The organism is Alteromonas sp. H39 (assembly GCF_047556435.1).
GTDB lineage: Bacteria > Pseudomonadota > Gammaproteobacteria > Enterobacterales > Alteromonadaceae > Alteromonas.
In genome coordinates this window covers 3,280,399-3,299,774 of sequence record NZ_CP180210.1, presented here as the reverse complement: position 1 = coordinate 3,299,774, position 19,376 = coordinate 3,280,399, and the positions used below count along the sequence as shown (strand labels likewise).

The 19,376-nt window shown below is 49.0% G+C and carries 22 protein-coding genes; 9 read left to right on the top strand and 13 right to left on the bottom strand.

Going from position 1 to position 19,376, the window contains the following annotated elements:
- Positions 1 to 327: 327 nt before the first annotated feature.
- The 3 genes from ACLBLI_RS14455 to tal form a co-directional block, all read right to left on the bottom strand.
- Positions 328 to 504 (bottom strand): DUF3545 family protein, encoded by a 177-nt coding sequence (locus ACLBLI_RS14455; RefSeq protein WP_218309963.1) that lies wholly within the window; start codon positions 502 to 504, stop codon positions 328 to 330.
- A gap of 217 nt (positions 505 to 721) precedes the next feature.
- Positions 722 to 2,371, bottom strand: coding sequence for a glucose-6-phosphate isomerase (gene pgi / locus ACLBLI_RS14450; RefSeq protein ID WP_414828295.1), 1,650 nt, complete (start codon positions 2,369 to 2,371; stop codon positions 722 to 724).
- 47 nt (positions 2,372 to 2,418) lie between these two features.
- Positions 2,419 to 3,378, bottom strand: coding sequence for a transaldolase (gene tal, locus ACLBLI_RS14445; protein WP_414828294.1), 960 nt, complete (start codon positions 3,376 to 3,378; stop codon positions 2,419 to 2,421).
- 303 nt (positions 3,379 to 3,681) lie between these two features.
- Here tal and yaaA point away from each other — a divergent pair, with 303 nt between their 5' ends.
- The 5 genes from yaaA to ACLBLI_RS14420 all read left to right on the top strand — a co-directional run bounded on the left by yaaA (position 3,682) and on the right by ACLBLI_RS14420 (position 7,946).
- Positions 3,682 to 4,458: a peroxide stress protein YaaA gene (gene yaaA / locus ACLBLI_RS14440; protein ID WP_414828293.1), complete on the top strand. Its 777-nt coding sequence runs from the start codon at positions 3,682 to 3,684 to the stop codon at positions 4,456 to 4,458.
- 151 nt (positions 4,459 to 4,609) lie between these two features.
- A complete protein-coding gene (locus ACLBLI_RS14435; RefSeq protein ID WP_414828292.1) occupies positions 4,610 to 5,245 on the top strand; it encodes a glutathione S-transferase family protein in 636 nt (211 codons plus the stop codon).
- 66 nt (positions 5,246 to 5,311) lie between these two features.
- A complete protein-coding gene (locus ACLBLI_RS14430; RefSeq protein ID WP_414828291.1) occupies positions 5,312 to 6,334 on the top strand; it encodes an alpha/beta fold hydrolase in 1,023 nt (340 codons plus the stop codon).
- 189 nt (positions 6,335 to 6,523) lie between these two features.
- A complete protein-coding gene (locus ACLBLI_RS14425; RefSeq protein WP_414828290.1) occupies positions 6,524 to 6,859 on the top strand; it encodes a VOC family protein in 336 nt (111 codons plus the stop codon).
- Positions 6,860 to 7,034: 175 nt separating this feature from the next.
- Entirely contained in the window at positions 7,035 to 7,946 is a 912-nt protein-coding gene (locus ACLBLI_RS14420) for a hypothetical protein (RefSeq protein ID WP_414828289.1), read from the top strand.
- A gap of 115 nt (positions 7,947 to 8,061) precedes the next feature.
- Here the strand turns inward: ACLBLI_RS14420 and ACLBLI_RS14415 are convergent, their stop codons facing one another.
- The 4 genes from ACLBLI_RS14415 to ACLBLI_RS14400 are packed head-to-tail and all read right to left on the bottom strand — an operon-like array spanning position 8,062 to position 10,625.
- Positions 8,062 to 8,487: a DUF4426 domain-containing protein gene (locus ACLBLI_RS14415; RefSeq protein WP_414828288.1), complete on the bottom strand. Its 426-nt coding sequence runs from the start codon at positions 8,485 to 8,487 to the stop codon at positions 8,062 to 8,064.
- 21 nt (positions 8,488 to 8,508) lie between these two features.
- Positions 8,509 to 9,048 (bottom strand): YggT family protein, encoded by a 540-nt coding sequence (locus tag ACLBLI_RS14410; RefSeq protein ID WP_414828287.1) that lies wholly within the window; start codon positions 9,046 to 9,048, stop codon positions 8,509 to 8,511.
- Between the two features lie 20 nt (positions 9,049 to 9,068).
- Positions 9,069 to 9,890, bottom strand: a complete 822-nt coding sequence (proC, locus tag ACLBLI_RS14405; protein ID WP_414828286.1) for a pyrroline-5-carboxylate reductase — start codon at positions 9,888 to 9,890, stop codon at positions 9,069 to 9,071.
- A gap of 48 nt (positions 9,891 to 9,938) precedes the next feature.
- A complete protein-coding gene (locus ACLBLI_RS14400; RefSeq protein ID WP_414828285.1) occupies positions 9,939 to 10,625 on the bottom strand; it encodes a YggS family pyridoxal phosphate-dependent enzyme in 687 nt (228 codons plus the stop codon).
- 29 nt (positions 10,626 to 10,654) lie between these two features.
- Between ACLBLI_RS14400 and ACLBLI_RS14395 the strand changes: the two genes are divergently transcribed.
- The 3 genes from ACLBLI_RS14395 to ACLBLI_RS14385 are packed head-to-tail and all read left to right on the top strand — an operon-like array spanning position 10,655 to position 13,170.
- Positions 10,655 to 11,692 carry a type IV pilus twitching motility protein PilT gene (locus ACLBLI_RS14395; RefSeq protein WP_414828284.1) on the top strand — a complete coding sequence of 346 codons (1,038 nt, stop codon included), beginning with the start codon at positions 10,655 to 10,657 and terminating at the stop codon, positions 11,690 to 11,692.
- Positions 11,693 to 11,701: 9 nt separating this feature from the next.
- Positions 11,702 to 12,811, top strand: a complete 1,110-nt coding sequence (locus tag ACLBLI_RS14390) for a PilT/PilU family type 4a pilus ATPase (protein ID WP_414828283.1) — start codon at positions 11,702 to 11,704, stop codon at positions 12,809 to 12,811.
- Between the two features lie 11 nt (positions 12,812 to 12,822).
- On the top strand, positions 12,823 to 13,170 hold the full coding sequence (locus tag ACLBLI_RS14385; RefSeq protein ID WP_414828282.1) for a DUF2007 domain-containing protein: 348 nt from the start codon (positions 12,823 to 12,825) through the stop codon (positions 13,168 to 13,170).
- Positions 13,171 to 13,246: 76 nt separating this feature from the next.
- Here the strand turns inward: ACLBLI_RS14385 and ruvX are convergent, their stop codons facing one another.
- The 5 genes from ruvX to ACLBLI_RS14360 all read right to left on the bottom strand — a co-directional run bounded on the left by ruvX (position 13,247) and on the right by ACLBLI_RS14360 (position 16,660).
- On the bottom strand, positions 13,247 to 13,678 hold the full coding sequence (ruvX, locus tag ACLBLI_RS14380) for a Holliday junction resolvase RuvX (RefSeq protein WP_414828281.1): 432 nt from the start codon (positions 13,676 to 13,678) through the stop codon (positions 13,247 to 13,249).
- A complete protein-coding gene (locus ACLBLI_RS14375; protein WP_414828280.1) occupies positions 13,671 to 14,237 on the bottom strand; it encodes a YqgE/AlgH family protein in 567 nt (188 codons plus the stop codon). Before ACLBLI_RS14375 ends, ruvX begins: the two co-directional genes overlap by 8 nt.
- 27 nt (positions 14,238 to 14,264) lie before the next feature.
- Positions 14,265 to 15,215 carry a glutathione synthase gene (gene gshB, locus ACLBLI_RS14370; protein WP_414828279.1) on the bottom strand — a complete coding sequence of 317 codons (951 nt, stop codon included), beginning with the start codon at positions 15,213 to 15,215 and terminating at the stop codon, positions 14,265 to 14,267.
- Positions 15,216 to 15,585: 370 nt separating this feature from the next.
- The gene (locus tag ACLBLI_RS14365; RefSeq protein ID WP_414828278.1) at positions 15,586 to 16,314 is read right to left on the bottom strand and encodes a 16S rRNA (uracil(1498)-N(3))-methyltransferase; all 729 of its coding nucleotides are present in this window, start codon (positions 16,312 to 16,314) and stop codon (positions 15,586 to 15,588) included.
- 169 nt (positions 16,315 to 16,483) lie between these two features.
- Positions 16,484 to 16,660: a hypothetical protein gene (locus ACLBLI_RS14360; protein ID WP_414828277.1), complete on the bottom strand. Its 177-nt coding sequence runs from the start codon at positions 16,658 to 16,660 to the stop codon at positions 16,484 to 16,486.
- 564 nt (positions 16,661 to 17,224) lie between these two features.
- On the opposite strand from ACLBLI_RS14360, the gene ACLBLI_RS14355 reads away from it, so the two are divergent.
- On the top strand, positions 17,225 to 18,079 hold the full coding sequence (locus tag ACLBLI_RS14355; RefSeq protein WP_414828276.1) for a mechanosensitive ion channel family protein: 855 nt from the start codon (positions 17,225 to 17,227) through the stop codon (positions 18,077 to 18,079).
- 267 nt (positions 18,080 to 18,346) lie between these two features.
- Here the strand turns inward: ACLBLI_RS14355 and ACLBLI_RS14350 are convergent, their stop codons facing one another.
- Complete coding sequence (locus ACLBLI_RS14350) at positions 18,347 to 19,144, bottom strand: M48 family metallopeptidase (protein WP_414828275.1); 798 nt, start codon at positions 19,142 to 19,144, stop codon at positions 18,347 to 18,349.
- Between the last annotated feature and the right edge of the window lie 232 nt (positions 19,145 to 19,376).

Genomic DNA, 19,376 nt, shown 5'->3' with positions numbered 1-19,376 from the left:
CGATTTTCAATACCACAGACATTGGCAACTCGCGCTCTAGCGTATCTCGATATGACCTTGACGGCATGCACTACGCTAAATCTGATGACCTGAGCCACAAACATACGCGTTTGACAGCGCTGAATAGGTAAGCCCGCAATGGCAAATTGGCTTCACCACACAGATAACATGCATATTTATGAGTAGCACAGGCTATAAGCAAGACGAAGCGCCTGGCGTGTCTGCTTACCCCAGCAGGGGTAACTGGACAAACCGGACCGATCCGACAAGCGTAAACGCCGCCTGAAAAGTAAAAAGGCCACCTGATGATTCAGGCGGCCTTTTCGTTTATCTTTCCAGAGTCTCTAACTCGTATTCAAATCCGCAATCTAACTCTGATAATTCCTTTTCCAGAGCGAAGCGATCTTGCAGGGCTTCAATTTCTCTCCATTTACGCTTTTTACTTTTCGTTTTAGCTGAACTGGTTTCAATATCAAGCATGGCAAATAGATCTGACTTATCCACGAGGATCTCCTTTTTATTACCACTAACAACAGTACAGGGGTTTTATCTAATCCTTCTGTACAATTTTGTATCATAGCCACGATGAAATTAAAACAAGTAAGTTTACTTTTTATTAACACTTCGTGACATTATGATTACAGTGGTCGTCATCCAGCGCAGAACGGCCGCCTTACGGCCGTGTCAGCGTGCACCTTGAAGCCCTTGAGCTTAACTATCCTTATTTTGGTGCATTGGTGTGTCTGAAGCGATCTATTAACTGCTGCGTTGATGTATCGAATTCGCTGCTGTCTTTTTCGCCCTGAATACCCGCAAGAACTTGATTACCAAGGACTTTTCCTAACTCTACGCCCCATTGGTCAAACGAGTTCAGCTCCCAGACTACACCCTGAACGAAAACCTTATGTTCATACATAGCAACCAGCGCGCCAAGTGTGAACGGATCCAGTTTTTCGAACAAAATTGTGTTGCTGGGTTTGTTTCCCGGCATGGTCTTGTGATGCGCTAAGCGCGTACGCTCTTCATCATCTAAGCCTTTACCGTCAAGGTCTGCATAGCATTCTTCAAAGGTCTTCCCCTGCATCAGCGCCTGGGTTTGGCCAAAGCAGTTTGATGCCAGCATCGCGTGATGGGTATCGTCCTGATTAGGCACCGTCAGCGGCATGATAAAGTCTGCGGGTATAATACCTGAGCCCTGGTGAATCAACTGGTGGAAGCTGTGTTGGCCGTTAGTTCCCTCGCTGCCCCATATAATAGGCCCGGTAGGGTAGTCTACTGGCGTGCCGGCCTGTGTGACCTGTTTGCCGTTACTTTCCATATCCAACTGTTGCACATAGGCAGGGAGCCCACGAAGATAATGGTAATACGGGAGCATGACATGAGACTGGGCCTCAAAGAAATTTCGGTACCACACGCCTAACATGGCCAGCAACATGGGCATGTTGCTTCTAAATGGTGCATTTTTGAAATGATTGTCCATTTCGTGTGCACCCTCCAGCAGGCCTTTAAAATTATCAAAGCCCAGTGCCAGAGAAATTGGCAAGCCAATCGCCGACCAGAGCGAATAACGGCCTCCAACCCAATCCCACATGGGAAAGATATTCTCTTCAGCAATGCCAAACTCAGTCGCTGCTTTGACGTTAGATGATACCGCCACAAAATGCTTGGCAATGTCTTCTTGCTTACCGCCAGCCTTTAAGAACCAGTCTTTAGCGGAAAGTGTATTTTGCAATGTTTCCTGAGTAGAGAACGACTTTGAGGACATCACCACCAGGGTTTCTTCATGATCAAGCGAACTCAAAACATCATGAATGTGGCAGCCATCGACGTTCGCAACAAAGTGGACGTGTACCGCATCAGAGGTATAGGGTTTTAACGCCTCGGTCATGATTTTAGGGCCGAGGAAAGAGCCACCGATACCTATGGCAACAATGTGCTTAATGGCTTTGCCGGTGTAGCCTTTGTGGTTACCGCTGTGGACAGCATCGGTGAAGCGCTCGATTTTATCGAGAGTTGCCAAAACTTCCGGCATGACGTCTTCGCCATCTACATACACAGGCTCGCCTGAGAAATTTCTCAGTGCGGTGTGTAATACTGCGCGATCTTCAGTGCTGTTAATGTGCTTACCGTCGAACATGGCTTTGCGCTGCGCGTCAACTCCTTGCGCTTCAGCCAGCGTCATCAGTGCATCCATCACCTCTGCGGTCACGCGGTTCTTCGAATAATCGAGAAACAGGCCGCACGCTTCAGTTTGCATTGCTGATGCCCGCGAAGGATCGTCGGCAAACCAATCGCGCATATGTGTGTCTCTTACCGTTGCGGCAAGTTGTGAAAGACGTTGCCAGGCAGGTTGGCTGGTCAATCTACTCATGTCAGTACTCCAATATGTCAGAAAGCTTTATTGTTAATATTGTATTATTATATACCCAGCTTTTCTTTCAACATAGTTTCGAGTTTCTTCTGATCCGCGGCGAAGTTGCGAATACCTTCAGCCAGTTTTTCGGTGGCCATTGCATCTTCGTTCATTTCCCAGCGGAATTCGGTTTCTGTCATGCGATCACCGGGGGTTTTCGACGCGCCGTTATCTGTCAGTTTCGCTTCCAGTGGGGTATCGGTGTTGGCCAGCTCTTCCAGTAACTGGGGGCTGATAGTAAGACGATCGCAGCCAGCCAGCGCCTGGATCTCGCCGATATTGCGGAAACTTGCGCCCATTACGACGGTGTCGTAACCGTGTTCTTTATAGTAGTTATAAATATTGGTAACTGATACCACGCCCGGGTCGTCCTCAGAGGTGTAGTCTTCTTTGCCCGTACTTTTCTTATACCAGTCAAGAATTCGGCCTACAAACGGAGAGATTAGGTAAACGCCTGCTTCGGCACACGCGCGTGCCTGTGCAAAACTGAACAGCAGTGTAAGGTTACAGTTAATGCCTTTTTGTTCCAGCTCTTCTGCTGCCTGGATCCCTTCCCACGTAGACGCCATTTTGATAAGAATTCGTGACTTATCAACACCTTCATCTTCATAAAGCTGAACCAGGCGTTCTGCCTTTTCAATGGTCGCGTTTTTATCAAATGACAAACGTGCATCGACTTCTGTGGAAATACGGCCCGGAATAAGGTCTGAGATTTCCTTGCCAATGGCGACTGCCAGTTTATCGGATGCATCTGTCAGTTGTTGTTCGGCGTCTTTAGACTGTAATTTTGCCCATGCCACTGCATCGTCAATCAGTACGCTGTACTGAGGAAGGCTGGCTGCTTTAAGCAGCAGAGACGGGTTAGTGGTAGCATCTACCGGTTCATATTTTTTTATCGCTTCAATATCGCCGGTGTCGGCCACGACGGTTGTGATTTCACGTAATGCTGCTAACTGATTGCTCATAGTTCTCTCTAACTCTGGATTTAAATCTATATTAGTTGCTCAGGTTTGCTGACTGCATACGGGCAAACCGAGGGAAAGTTTTATCGTATTTGTGTCTGTAGGGGGTGCTGTGGCAGCAGTTTAACTGTCAGCGTTTTTATTACCTTAGTTATATCAAACCCCCACCGGAAATTACAGTATCGTCGTGCGTTGATGCGTAATCGGGCAGAGCGAACTGCTCAATCTACAAAACCGCGTAAGTTCACACTTATCTGTGTCGTCGTCGATGGTATACTCTGCGCCAGTAACGAATAAGGAGTCATAATGCTAGTTGTTGTTTCACCAGCGAAAAACCTCGATTTTGAAACCGACGTTCCGGTTAAAGAGTATTCTCAGCCAGAAATGCTTACTCAGGCTGAAGCATTGGTATCGCGTTGCCGGGAGTTATCTCCTGCAGAACTGGGCTCGCTGATGAGTATCAGTGATAAGCTGGCAACACTCAACGCTAACCGGTTTACGGAATTTACAACGCCATTTACGGATACTAATGCCCGTCAGGCTATGTACGCATTTAACGGCGACGTTTACACCGGACTGGACGCTTATTCGTTGTCTGCAGATGACGTTCAGTACGCTCAATCACATCTTCGTATTCTTTCTGGATTATATGGCGTGCTCCGGCCACTTGACTTGATGCAGGCTTACCGGCTTGAAATGGGCACGAAACTGGATAACGCCAAAGGCAAAGATCTCTACGCGTTCTGGGGCAGCGACATTACACAAAAGCTCAATGACGCGTTGGCAGAACAAGGCGATAATGTTCTGGTGAACCTGGCATCTAACGAGTATTTTAAGTCAGTGAAGAAGCGTGAGCTTGATGGCATGATCGTGACGCCACACTTTAAAGACTATAAAAACGGTCAATATAAGGTCATCAGCTTTTTTGCCAAAAAGGCGCGCGGAAGTATGGCACGCTATATTATTGAAAATCGCGTTAGTGACGTCGCAGGTCTCAAGCAGTTTGATGTTGACGGCTATCACTATAGCGAGGAGCAAAGTAGTGCAACAGAACTGGTCTTTTTAAGGAATCAGGAAAGCTGAGGTCTACAACGACGCGAGACGACGTCTTCCTGACGTCATCCGATGCGCGATAGCGCGCCAATGCGTTGGAAAGCGTGATCTCAGGGCAATATTGCCGGAAGCCTTTCTTGTTGAACAGTATCGGTTGCCAAATCAATCTAAGGAGCAACCGATGTATACCCTTTATGGCTTTCCCAAAACGCGATCAGTGCGTGTAGCGTGGGCGCTCGAAGAACTCGAGCTGGATTATCATTATCATCTTGTCAATTTGCGTGCCGGCGAGCACCTTTCTTCAGAGTTTCGGGCACTGAACCCAGCGGCTAAGATCCCTCTGCTGATGACAGACGATGGTCCCCTTGCTGAATCTGGCGCCATTGTCACCTTTCTCGCAGAAAAACACGGTATGGAGGAATTTATTCCTAAGCCAGGCACCTACCAGCGTGGACGATTTGAGCAGATGATGCACTTTTTAGTCACAGAGCTGGAGCAACCGCTGTGGAACATGGCTAAGCACGATTTTGCATTGCCAGAATCACACCGGATACGGGCCATGCAGGACACGGCGCGTTGGGAGTTTGAAAAAGCCGTAACGTCATTTTCCCATATACTGGCCGATAACGAGTTCATTAATGGCGATGTGTTTACGGTTGCAGATATTGTCGCTGGTCATATTCTGGCATGGGCCAAAGGTGCGGCTGTGCCGGTAGATGCGGAAAACGTTATTGACTACGCGAAACGTGTGTTGTCCCGTCCGGCTTATGAAAGGGCCTGGAAAAATGAAACCTCCCACTTACCCAAGGCCATGTAAATTGCGTAAATCGTGGCAGTAATTCCGAAAGCCTCTTCATGGAAAAACACAATAAGGATAATCGCTATGATTAACCGGCAAAATATAATGGTATGGCTGATTATACTGACGTTATTAACGATAGCGTTTCAGTCGCAGGCGAGTGAGCAGAAATTCGCCGAATTTACTTCCTGCCAGTTGAGAAATTCAGAAGTGATTGCCCCCTGTAAAATAGGGTACCGTACGTATGGTACCTTGAATAAGGCGAAGAGCAATGCTGTACTGGTACCTACCTGGTATGGCGGAAACTCCGAAGGGCATGCGTATCTTGCAGATCCTATGTATATTGACCCCTCAAAATACTTTGTGGTGATCGTAGATGCTATCGGGAACGGCGTGTCAGTTTCACCATCAACCAGTCAGACACAGCCTCTCGAAAAATTTCCCCGCTTTACTATTGCCGATATGGTCGCAACGCAGCACCGTGTAATAACTGAGACGCTCGGCATTACCAGGCTTCATGCAATAGCAGGGTTATCCATGGGAGGCATGCAAACCTTGCAATGGGCAGTGCAATATCCGCAAGCTACAACGCGCTATGCAGCAATAATCGGCACACCTCGGCTACCGTCTTTTGATATTACCCTTTGGACAACCCGCAACATACTGTTGCGATGGTATCTGGATTGTCAGTGTATGGAGCCGCGAAAAGCACTTGCGGGCGTCTGGATGCTTGGCAGCGTGCCAGACGTGCTAGCAAAGGATGTATCAAGGCAGGAGGTGCTGAGCAAAATTGAGGCCGATGCCAAAGGAATGACACTCACGCCGGGCAAAGCCTGGGATCAGATCAGACAAGCTGAGGCGATGATGGCACACAATATTGCACTGGAAACAGCTGATGATATGGCGAAGGCTGCCGAACGCATTATCGGTTCTGTGCTGATCGTGACTGGTGAAGATGACAGAGTGGTTACCCCTGGTCCGGCGAAAGCGCTGGCTGGGCTGACCGGTGCCACGTTGGTTGAACTGGACAAAGATTGCGGACATGGCGATCCCTGGTGCGACGCAGAAGGGTTTGGCCGGGCTTTGCGCCGCTTTTTATCACAATAATGCGGCTATCGAGAATGCCGCGAAGGTAAAATGAGGATGCCTCATTAGATTTGAGTGTTGCTGTCTCGTCGCCATGTAGGTCGTGGTAACACCATGAGTGCGTTGCGGATAAGAAATACCTGACATGCACTGGCGAAGTGTCCGTGGTGAGCTAGAGTAATATTTTCTCTTTGCAATTAAGGAACCACTATGACCCTCGGTCAATTCTCACTAAGTCTGGCCGTTACAGACATTCGAAAGTCTAAATCCTTTTATGAGGCGTTGGGGTTCAGCGCCATGACGGAATGTGGGTCGGTAGAGGATAAGTGGCTGATCATGAAACACGGTGATGTCATGATTGGCTTATTTGAAGGCATGTTTGATGAAAACATTCTTACCTTTAATCCACCTGATGTTCGTGCTGTGGAAGCGTCACTAAAAGCGCAAGGCATAGAGATTGATGTACCGGTAAAAGGTGACAGTGGCCCGGGCCATTGTGTGTTGAAAGATCCGGACGGCAACCAGATTATGTTCGACCAGTTTTAGTCGTTTCGGTGAACGTCAGCATCGCTGATTTTCCGTTTTATCTGACGGGTATAGTTTCTTCTTACTATGTGTCGACCGTGATACCTTAGCCTGCCAAATACTGTATTACTATCGTTTATGTAGCCAACATGCTGTCAGGGATTGCCTTTGCAGCTACAGATGTGAGGACTTGGCCATGAGCGAGCAGCATTTGGGCTTCACCACCCCAGACGCACTAATGCGAAACATCAGGCAAACCGTCCAGAGTGCAAGCCTGAGCGGAAGCTGTGCCACAATGTTTTTGTTTCTTTGCGAGTTCCCCTGCCGGGATCAGGCAGGGTATTTTCTCAACGATCCAGTGACAGCTGAACTCGATTGTGAAAGCGAGGTGACGCAGCAGTCGCCGCAGGTCTGGTTATGTTCTATGGCCAGATTGTTAACTCCGGATATGACCGACACCGCCGCGTTTTGTGAAACGCTGGTCGAGCAGGTGTTGCTTTATCGTGGCAGACTTGTCGCTTCAGAGGTGGCAAGTTCCGGTGATGAATTTCATATTCTTGAGCAGAAGCACGACGTTGCCGACAGCGTGGTCAACCAGTTGTTTCGGGTCACAACACCCGCGCGATTTCCTCATCTGGATGCTACGTTTTATCAAGAGTTAATGTTGGAATTCAGAGCGCTGGGGTTCTTGCATATCGCCGATCTGGAAGAAGAGAGATTGACGGGGCAGACCGATCTTCACACCTTCACTCGCTACCTGTTGCATCCACAAACCTCAACTGTCGCAAAAGGCACCTTGTTGCCAGAATCCGCGATACGAATAACCGAACTTGAGTCGTTGATGTCAGATGGCACCGTAATATGCACAACAACAGACGGCGCATCTGATGACAGCGGAGGCAGTGTCTCACTCTTGGTCAACCCGGTAGCAGAAGGTCTGTTTCCCGAAGAAGTACTGCGGTTACATTTACAAAAAGTAGAAGATTACAGCGCAGCTAAACCCTTTGTGTCAGTACGTGAAGTTCGATCGCTGGATGACGTTATCGACCTTCAGCAAACGATTGCACAGCTGCAGCTTGAAACCAGAGAGCAGTCTGCATGGCTCTAGTGGGCTAGATATTTGAGTTATTGAACTGACTGGTCCCCGGTTTGCGGCGCGCCCCAAAAAGAGAACAGCGCCGAGTAACCGAAACCGTGCGTGGAGAGGATCGTAGACAGTTAAGCTAGTCAGTGTACATCTGTTGTTTGAACCGCAGTGTCTCGCTGTCGTTTCCTTTTCGTATTTCAATATTAAAGCGAAAGGTTTCCTGATCGCGAAATGGCAACACGCTAAGGTAATAAATGGCGTCGCCATCCTCTACTTTCTTGAAAGACAAATCCCGCGTATTACCTAACAGGTTTGTTGCTTCCCCAGACACCGAAAGACGTTGCGCTTCATGCGTGGTTTTATCCAGCACGGAAAGGTTTACCAGCGCATTATACTTACTGCGAACAATGCCATAGGTTGATGCCACTTCGGGCGTTAAAAACGTGGTGTTCACTACCATGTAATGCACGTCCCAGTCGCCGAGTGTCTCCTTTTGTTCAGCGAGAGCCAGGGGTGTTGCCAGAAGCACTCCCAGCCACGTCAGGTACCGCAGTAATCTCATAGCTACCTCGTAGTTACACAATTAGAACACACCAAACGTGTCCTGAATCAGTAATTGTAGAAACTGAAGTGCGATAATCGCAACCAACACCGATAAATCAAGTCCGCCAATAGGCGGGATAACTTTACGGATTGGCGCAAGAAAGGGCTCGGTTAGCTGATGTAACACATAATCAATCGGTGATTGGCCTTGCGACACCCAGCTTAAAATCGCGCGCAACAACAATACCCAGAACATCAGGGATAAGGTTTCTTTTATGACATCAAAGAAGGCGACGATAACCAGGGTAAGCGGGTTGATTGCCCCGCCAATCATCATGGCCAGCGTAAAAATTTTAGCGCCGGCTACCACCAGTGCAAGTACAAAGGTCGCGGTATCGAAGCGACCAATAGAGGGGATAACCCGGCGCAACGGCCCCACGATAGGGTGGGTTGCTTTCACGACAAACTGACTCAGGGGGTTATAAAAATCCGCCTGAACCACTTGCAGCCACAGCCGCAGTATCACGACCATTAAATACAGATTAAATAAGGTACTGACGAGAAATACCGTTGCGCTCATGCTTGTTACTTCCTGAAAGATTAAAGCTGTTTAGCCATTTCTTCTGCCCGGGCTACGGCCGCGCGCATTGCCTTGGAAACCGTTTCCTGCAGTCCTTCGTCAATCAGTGTGTTGACAGCTGCAGCAGTGGTTCCACCTTTAGAAGTAACTTGGGCCCGAAGTTCGCTTAATTCAAGATCCTGATTGTGACAAACCATTTCAGCTGCGCCCAACATGGCTTGCTGTACCATGGCTCTTGAGGAAGCCTTATCAAAGCCCATGTTCATCGCTTCTTCCTGCATCGCCTGCAGGAACAGGAAGAAATAGGCTGGGCTGCTGCCCGCAGCGGCAATCACGCCGTTAATACCGGACTCTTCTTCCACCCACACGGTTTCGCCAACGCTGCCCATCACGTCATCCACGTACTGGCGGTTTTCTTCAGAGACCGTATCGTCGGCATACAAGCCTGACATGCCTTTTCCCAGTAAGCTTGGTGTATTTGGCATAATGCGCACTACCGGGTATTCACCGCCTAACATGGCTTGCAGACGGCTAACCGGCAAACCTGCGGCAATACTCAGAAACAGCTTGTCAGACAATGCGTTATTCTTTTGCAGCTCGGCGCACATATCGCCCATGATCTGCGGCTTTACGGCAAGAACAATGGCATCTGCGAACTCACATGCCTCGTCATTGGATTGGGTGGTTCGGATACCGAATTCTTCTTTTAGCTTATCCAGCTTTGGCGTAGACGGGTTGCTGGCAAGGATCAGATCCTTGTCGTAGCCAGACTGGATCAGGCCGCTGATGATACTGCGACTCATGTTACCTGCGCCGATAAATGCTAATTTTTTCTGTTGCATGGATACCCTATTTTCTCGTTTAGACCAACATGATGAAACGAACGCCGCTTATTCGCGGGCACCGAAGATGGCAGAACCGATTCTGACCATGGTGGAGCCGTTTTCGATAGCGGCTTCTGCATCACCACTCATTCCTACGGACAGGGTATCAAAATTGGTCAGCTTTGTATGGTATTGGGAGAACAATTCCTGAAGCTGGCTCAGGGTTTGGTGTTGTTGTTCGGTGGTTGCGTCTGCGCGGGGAATGGCCATTAGCCCCCGCAATACCAGTCTGTCCATCTGGCTTACAGATTCTACCAGCGCAGGCAGCTCGCTCGCCGGGATCCCGGATTTGCTTGCCTCGTCATCAATGTTAACTTGTATGCAAACATTAAGCGGGGGCAAGTCATCGGGTCGCTGGTCGTGTAATCGGCGTGCGATTTTTTCACGGTCTACCGATTGCACCCAGTCAAAGTGCTCAGCGACAACCCGGGTTTTATTAGACTGCAGCGGTCCTATCAAGTGCCACTCCACACCCTCAAGTTCCTTGAGTTCGTTGATTTTCTCAACCCCCTCCTGCACGTAATTTTCGCCAAACAAACGTTGTCCGGCATCATACGCTTGCCTGATATCAGATACCGGTTTGGTCTTTGATACGGCTAGTAATTTCACTGAATTTGGTGGACGATGAGCGCTGGCAGTGGCGTTTTCAATTCGCGCGTGGGCGGATTTCAGTCTTTCTGCTATTGTTTGCATTATTCACCTAATGAGTGGGAGAAGTGGTTGTGGATATTACCGAACTTTTGGCTTTCAGTGTCAAAAATAACGCCTCAGACTTACACCTGACAGCAGGCTTACCGCCGATAATCAGGGTTGATGGCGAAATGCGAAAGCTAAACGTTCCTGCGCTGGATCATAAACAGGTACACGCATTGGTGTATGAGATTATGAACGACAAGCAGCGCAAGGAATACGAGGAAAACCTTGAGGTGGATTTTTCCTTTGAAGTGAAAGATCTCTCCCGCTTCCGTGTGAATGCCTTCCTGCAAAACCGCGGTGCCGCGGCAGTATTGCGTACCATCCCCAGCAATGTACTGACGCTGGATGAACTGGGCGCGCCGCAGATTTTCAAAGATATTATTAATCAGCCCACCGGGATTGTTCTGGTGACGGGGGCTACCGGTTCGGGTAAAAGTACCACGCTGGCTGCCATGGTCGATCATATCAATACGCATAAGCGCGAACATATTCTGACCATCGAAGATCCTATCGAATTCGTACATGACAACAAGCTCAGTGTTATTAACCAGCGTGAAGTACATCGTGATACACACAGCTTCTCTAATGCCCTGCGTTCAGCACTGCGTGAAGATCCTGACGTGATCCTGGTGGGTGAGCTACGTGACCTGGAAACCATTCGACTGGCAATCTCAGCGGCAGAAACCGGCCACCTGGTTTTCGGTACCCTGCACACTAACTCAGCGCCGAAAACCATAGACCGGATCATCGATGTGTTTCCCGCGGAAGAGAAGTCGATGGTGCGCTCTATGCTGTCGGAATCCTTACGTGCGGTAATTTCTCAAACGTTACTTAAAAAAATTGGTGGCGGGCGCGTGGCAGCACACGAGATCATGGTGGGTATTCCGGCCATCCGAAACCTTATTCGTGAAGATAAAGTCCCGCAAATGTACTCTGTCATTCAAACTGGACAATCCCACGGTATGCAGACCATGGATCAGTGTTTGCAGCGCCTTGTTGCCATGGGCGTGATTACTCAGCAGGATGCAGCGGCAAAGGCTATCGATAAGAAAACGAATTTCTAGGGAGTCACTATGCTAGATACATTTTTAGAACAGATGGTGTCGCAATCCGCGTCTGATTTATTTGTGACTGCCGGCTTCCCTGTCAGCGCCAAGATTAACGGTAAGCTGACTCCTCTGACAGATATGCCTCTCTCGGAAGAAGAAGCGTTGTCGCTGGTTCATGAGTCGATGAATGAGAAACAACAAAATGAGTTCCATAACAGCCGCGAGTGTAACTTTGCGATAGCCCGCGATGGGGTAGGGCGTTTCCGTTGTTCAGCATTCTGGCAGCGCGACCAGGCAGGCATGGTTATTCGTCGGATCGTCACGCAGATTCCCCGCGTCGATGACCTCGGACTGCCGCCGGTACTGAAAGATATTATTATGTCCAAACGTGGTCTGGTGTTGTTTGTAGGGGGAACCGGCACCGGTAAATCTACCTCTCTGGCGGCGCTTATCGGGCATCGAAACCAGAATTCCCACGGGCATATTCTGACCATTGAAGATCCGATTGAATTTGTTCACGAACACCGCAACTGTGTTATCACGCAGCGTGAAGTCGGGCTGGATACGCAAACCTTCGATGATGCGCTGAAAAGCTCTTTGCGTCAGGCGCCGGATGTCATCCTGATAGGGGAAATCCGCTCGATGGAAACCATGGAGTATGCCATGTCGTTTGCGGATACGGGCCACCTTTGTGTGGCAACCCTGCACGCGAACAACGCCAACCAGGCAATTGAGCGTATTATGCACCTGGCACCAAAAGATCAGCACGACAAATTGCGCTTCGATTTAAGCCTGAACATTCGTGCTATTGTGGCGCAGCAACTGGTTCCTACCCGCGATGGCAAGGGGCGGGTTGCGGCTATTGAAATACTACTCAATTCACCGTTAGTGACAGATCTTATCCAGCGCAATGAAATTGGCAGCCTCAAAGAGGCGATGAAAAAAGGGAAAGAGATGGGTATGCAGAGCTTTGATATGGCGCTGTATGACCTTTACAAAGCCGGAAAAATCGAACTGGATCAGGCGTTGCATCATGCAGACTCGCCTAATGATCTGCGCCTGATGATTAAACTGGATACTAACGAAGGCTCAAGCCTGGGAACGTTATCTGACGTTTCTATCGACATGGATTAAAACTGCGCTGTATGCGAAAGCTGTACGCCTCAGAGGACCGTTTCTTATTTCAGTCTGTTCGCAGTGAACTGGATGTCAGAGACATTCCCTATCTGGTAAAAAATGAGTTTGCCAGTGGCGCTATCGGTGAGTTGCCCTGGCAAGACAGTCAGCAAGAAATCTGGATCGTCGACGATAACTGGTTTCCCAGAGCGCAGGCGGTAGTTGACGCTATGCCAGAGCCTTTGGCGTCAACACAAAGCGCTGACCCCTGGCAGTGCCCGCAGTGCGGGGAAGTCAACGGTGGTGCCTTTGAGGTGTGCTGGCAGTGTGAACAGCCTCGCAAAGACGGTGAGATGGACCAGGGAAGATGCGAATAAGGCTTTTCTCGGAAATACAAATAGCGTGAGCTGGCGAAACCCTGTTAGAGACGCAGTGTCAGCTCGTTAGAAAGGCTTAAACGTATTGCTGTTCAACCCACGCATTAAATATGACGCAGGCCGATACGCTGTCTATTTTATCTTTGGTGAGCTTTTTGTATCCACCTAACTCAAATAACATCGCTTTCGCGTCGGCAGTAGACAAACGTTCATCACAGGTTTCAACTACAACCCGATAGCGCCCGTGAAGCCGATTGGCAAATTTGCGGGCACGTTGAGTCATGTCTTGCTCGGTGCCATCCATATTTAAAGGTAAGCCAACTACTACGATGTCGGGCAGCCATTCCTGATAGAGCTGTTCAACCTTATCCCAATCCGGAATGCCATCGCGCGCTTTAAGAGCTGCTAAGGGGGATGCTGTTCCGGTGACTTCTTGTCCTACGGCGACCCCAATACTTTTCGTGCCGAAATCAAACGTCAGAATTGTACGCTGACCTGCCTCAGGCATGCCCGACTCCCGGTGCCAGTTGCCACACGTCAATACCCAGTTTATTAACTGCTGCCTGCCATTTCTCGTGTATCGGCGTCTTAAATAAAATGTCTTCGTCTGCCTCTATCGTCAACCAGGCATTTTCCTGCATCTCTTTTTCAAGCTGTCCGGCGGTCCAGCCCGCATACCCCAGTGCAATAATTGACTCATCCGGGCCTTGCTGTGTACCGATGGCTGTCAGAATGTCTTTGGAAGTGGTAACCATGATCCCCGGAGCCAGCGCCAGACTGGAAGACCAACCTGACTGATCGGTATGAAGCACAAAGCCGCGCTCCTGATTCACCGGTCCGCCTGCCAGAATGATTTTTTCTGCATTCTCGTCGGCGACGATAAGGTCTTTGTCTGTTTGCTCAAGCAATTGCTTCAACGTCATGTTCGAGGGTTGGTTAATGACCAGGCCCATAGCCCCTTCTTCGTTGTGCTCACAGATGTACGTCAGCGAACGCGAGAAATAAGCGTCATCCAATGATGGCGTGGCAATCAGAAAATGGTTTTGCAGACTCTTTAGTTCCGTCATATTTCACCTTATACCTTCACTTACCGGTCAGGCGGCAAGCTTGCGCTCAATGGCATCGAATAACATGGCCATAATATTAATATCGTAATGACCTTCTATTTCTCTTACGCACGTGGGGCTGGTAATGTTTATTTCTGTGATCCGCTCGCCAATGACATCCAGCCCGACAAACAGAATATTGTTCTGTTTCAGCATCGGCGCAATGGTTTCAGCCAACGCTTTGTCGCTGTCACTGATTGGCTGCGGTCTTCCGGTGCCGCCGGCAGCGAGGTTGCCACGGGTTTCGCCTTTTCCGGGCAATCTGGCTAGACAGTAAGGCACTACCTCACCATCCACAATTAACACGCGTTTGTCTCCGTCCTTAATTTCCGGAAGATACTCCTGAACCATCATGTACCGTTTGCCATGCTGGGTAAGCGTTTCTATGACCACACCTAAATTATTGCCATCAGGCTTAATTCTGAAAATTGAGGCGCCACCCATGCCGTCAAGCGGCTTGCAGATGATGTCCTGATGCTGCGCGTGAAAGTCGCGGACTATCGCCGCACTGCTGGTTACCACCGTGTGAGGAATTTGCTCAGGAAACCAGGATGTAAAAAGCTTTTCGTTGAAATCCCGAAGCGCCTGCGGGTTATTGACTACCAATGCGCCTTCTCCCTGAGCCAGTGACAACATGTGCGTGGCATATAAAAATTCGCTGTCAAAGGGGGGATCTTTACGCATCATCAATACATTGATACTGCCAAGCGGTCTGATTTGCGGCTCACCAAGCTCGTAAAAATTGTGACTTTGATCCACCACCGATACGCTTCTGACCCGGGCCATTGGACGGCCACTATCCAGAAACAAATCGCCCATTTCCAGATATAGCAGCTCGCATCCCCGGCGCTGCGCCTCCAGCATCATGGCAAAGCTGGTGTCCTTATGTGGCTTAATATTTGCGATGGGATCCATCACAATCCCTACGGAATACGTCATGTCACTGTTCTCTGTACTGAAAGTCTCGTTACCGCGGCAGGAGTTGCTCGCAGGTGTCAATGAATTGAAATTCGTTTTTTCCAGGCAAATCAGACCAGGATAACCTGTTGATTGCGAGGTGGTCACTGATTAATACCTTGATACCCTAAACTATGGCGTTGTTCTTTGGAAAATCAACCTGCTGAAATGCAAATATCGTTGTGCTGCACCACGGGATACCGTAAAAAGTGAGGCGTCCTGCCGGTGATTAGCCGACGTCTAGTGCGCGGCAGACTAGCGACAACAAATCGCGGCGTAAGTGAGGAGATCATTTATGTCTGCGATGAGGTTGCTTCGCTGTCGTCAGAAAAGCGGAGCATTGCCATAAACGTCACATATCCCCGTGTTGCGCCTGCAATATACTTAAACTGGCGAGCGCCGCGGTTTCTGTTCGCAACACTCTTGGACCCAGACTGACGGAGGTAAAGCCTGTTTCATTGGCCTGATGCACTTCCTGTTCGGAAAGTCCGCCTTCAGGACCAATTAAAAGCCGGAAGCCTTTCGTCTGATACGGGTGTCTTGCCAGCGGTTTGTCTGCGCCTGGTGCGAGTACCAGTCTGGCCGCATCGGTAGAAAGCGCCATCCAGCTGGTTAGCGGGGTAGGTGGGTGCAGAACAGGTAATGTATTGCGACCACACTGCTCACAGGCGCTGATTATGATTTTCTGCCATTGCAGATGTTTCTTCTGCCAGCGCTTCTCATCCAGTTTTACTGCACAGCGCTCGGTTAACAGTGGCGTAATTTCAGTGACACCCAGTTCAACGCTTTTTTGCAGCACCACATCCATCCTGTCACCTTTGGAGATACCTTGTCCCAGATGAATCGGCAGTGGTGATTCTTTATTCAGAGCCAGTGAGGCGTCGGCTTCTACAATAACCTGTTTGCGGCTGACGTTGATTAACTGCGCACTGTATTCATTGCCGTCACCATTGAACAGTACTACAGGGTGATTAGCTTTCAGCCTGAGAACATTAGCAACGTGATGCGCGGCATCATCGTCTAACGGAAATTCTTCATCCAGCGGAATATTGCCGGTGTGGTAGATTCTTGGAATGCGCATGACAAGGTGTATAGATAGCTCCGAAGTGCGCGTATGATACCAAGTTGGAGCGTGATGTATAGATGGCAACAACGATCTGGCAGACATTACCGGGCCGCGTCTTATAGCGTGTGTATCTGGTTGATTTTGATGAAAGTGAGGCAACCCGGAGAGCCGGGCTGCCAAAAGGTTAGTTTACCTGTAGGGTATCAGTGTCTTCGGTGAGACTCGCTATCGGTAGCTTGCGTCGGGTAGCTTCAGGTTTACCCTTACCCCTGGCATAAACCGTATTCTGGCCCTTATCTTTCGTTAGCGCGAATGCCAGAAGCAACAGCACGATAACGAATAACACAGTTAAAAATAACATTTTCAAGTCCTTTAAAAATATTAGCTGGAACCGCAAAAATCTTGACCATTACAACTGCCAAAATGCATGCTTCACTGCAGCAACGACGACAATTGAAGTAGAAGTAAGACCAAATAATAATGGTTTTCTCTACGTCGTAAAAAGACGCTGCATAATGATAGCGCAAAATGGTAATTTTTCCAGCTTATCTCATTCGAAAGCGCTTCGTTGTGCCGGGCAGGTATATCCGGCAGGATAGAGACTAGCTGGGCTTCATGACAAAGACATGACGGGAGTGAGACAACTTTGCGACAGTTTGCTGACACACTGTGACTTTTTTAGCGTACCCATGTCTCAACCACTTTTGTTTAACCGGAGCGAAACGCCGGTAATAGCGGTTATCTTCCACAGTGACTCTGCTGATATTTGCAGATAACTACATATTGATGGATGAAAGTTATACTGGTGAAGCATGGCGATGCATTGGTAAGACCTCAAAATTGCAAAAAGTCATTGGTTGCACTATGAATTACTGATATTTTTAACTTTACTTCTACCCCCCTTTCACAACTTCAAGGAACCGTTATGGAAGAGAGCCTCTCGCTATTCTCTGCTGAAGATATAGAACGCTACGTGAATGAATATGCCATCCCATGGGGAATAAACATTGCCATGGCATTAATCATATTCATTGTCGGTCGTATTGTCGTTGGACTGCTGCTGAGTGTTTTTCGTCGCCTGATGGCGAAATCAAAATACGATCAGATGCTGATTGATTTTCTGGAGTCAATTATCAGCGCGGTGCTGATGCTGTTCGTTATTGTCGCTTCGCTGGATGAACTTGGCGTAGATACGACGTCGTTAGTGGCTATTCTGGGTGCAGCGGGTCTGGCCATTGGTTTGTCACTGCAGGATTCACTGAAAAACTTTGCCGCAGGTGTCATGCTTCTGGTCTTCAAGCCGTTCAGAGCAGGTAACTTCGTTGAAGCTGCTGGCACGGCGGGCTCGGTTCAGAAAATCGGTATTTTTACTACCACAATGACCACACCGGATAATAAAGAAATCATTATCCCTAATGGTAAAATCTACAGCGATAATATTACCAACTATTCTGCCAAAGAAACGCGTCGTGTAGACATGGTAGTAGGCATCGGCTACGACTCAGATCTGTTGAAAGCAAAACAAATCCTGGTTGAGATGTGTGAAGCTGATGAGCGCATTCTGGATGAGCCAGCCCCGGTTGTGGCGGTCTCTGAGTTAGCCGATAGCAGCGTGAACTTTACCGTTCGTCCTTGGGTAAATGCCGCCGACTTCTTCGCAGTTAAATGGGACTTCACGGAAAAAGTGAAGCTTCGTTTCGATGAGGAAGACATCACCATTCCATTCCCTCAAATGGATGTGCATTTGCACAAAGACGAGGAGCAAAGCGAAAGTAAGTAATCGCAAGTATTTCCTGAGTATAAAAAACGCCGCATTATCGCGGCGTTTTTTTTATGTCTGATGAAAGGCGTCTGACTATCGTCAATGTGTGCTGGTGCTTGTGCTACACACCTGGGCATGGGGTGTAATCAGGCAGGGTGATAAACGAAAACACCGTCTACGCAGGCGGATGCCAACGTGTCGGGATATCAGGGAAACAGTGCCTACCACTCGGGTATTCAGATTGTGAACCCGTTGTAGCAGGCTTGGTGGGTACTACGTCCGTGACTAACGGCAATCCGGACGACGCGATGTCGCCTGATAGTCAGCCAGTGCAGAATTCATGTTGGCCTGTAAGTTACCGATGCGCGAGTCTGGTGACGGATGCGTGGACAGTAATTCAGGCGGGCGCTGACCGGCGCTGGCGGCATCCATGTTTTGCCATAGGTTGACAGACTGACGGGGGTCAAAGCCTGCCTGCGCCATCAATGCCAGACCAATCAGATCGGCTTCGGACTCGTGGGTTCTGCTGAAAGGGAGTTGCACGCCAACCTGAACGCCCAGGCCAATTGCTGCCATTATCGGTCCCGTTTGTGAAACTTCATTCGCGGCCAGTACCTGCCCCACTGCCTGCGTGCCCATATTAATCAGTGTACTTTGAGACATACGCTCATTACCGTGTTCGGCGATAACATGGCCAATCTCATGGCCAATCACTGCAGCAAGCTGATGCTGGTTTTCTGCGACATTCAGTAATCCAGTGTAAACGCCAATTTTGCCACCAGGCAGCGCAAAGGCATTGACCTGCTCATCATCAAATACAACGACTTCCCATTGACCATTATAAACATTAGCAGGAACCAGCGCCGTCAATGTATCCGCAACGCACTCAACATAACGGTTTTGCACCGGCTTATTGGAAATTTTCAGCTCTTCTTTCATGCCACTAAATGCCTGATTGCCCATCTCATTGAGTTGTTGGTCAGAAAAAAGCAGCACCTGATTACGGCCAGTCGGTGACGTAGCGCAAGCGGTAATGGTTAACGTGATAGCAGCGGCGATAGCGGCCGTAATCCTGGATTTCATGGTAATTATCCTTCTCCTTGAAGTCGTCTCTGAGTGTAGCCTGTAAACACAGTCGAGCTACTTATTGCCTGGCTGAGCAGGTTTGTTCTTATACCACTATCTTTGTAGTAGTGATCACCCATTGGTTTGGCAAGGTGATTCGCTTCCCACACAGAGATAGAGGCTCGCGAGGCGGTGTCACAGTCAGTTCCCCCTCGCGCGACCTACATTACACTACGAAATGCAGCAAAAG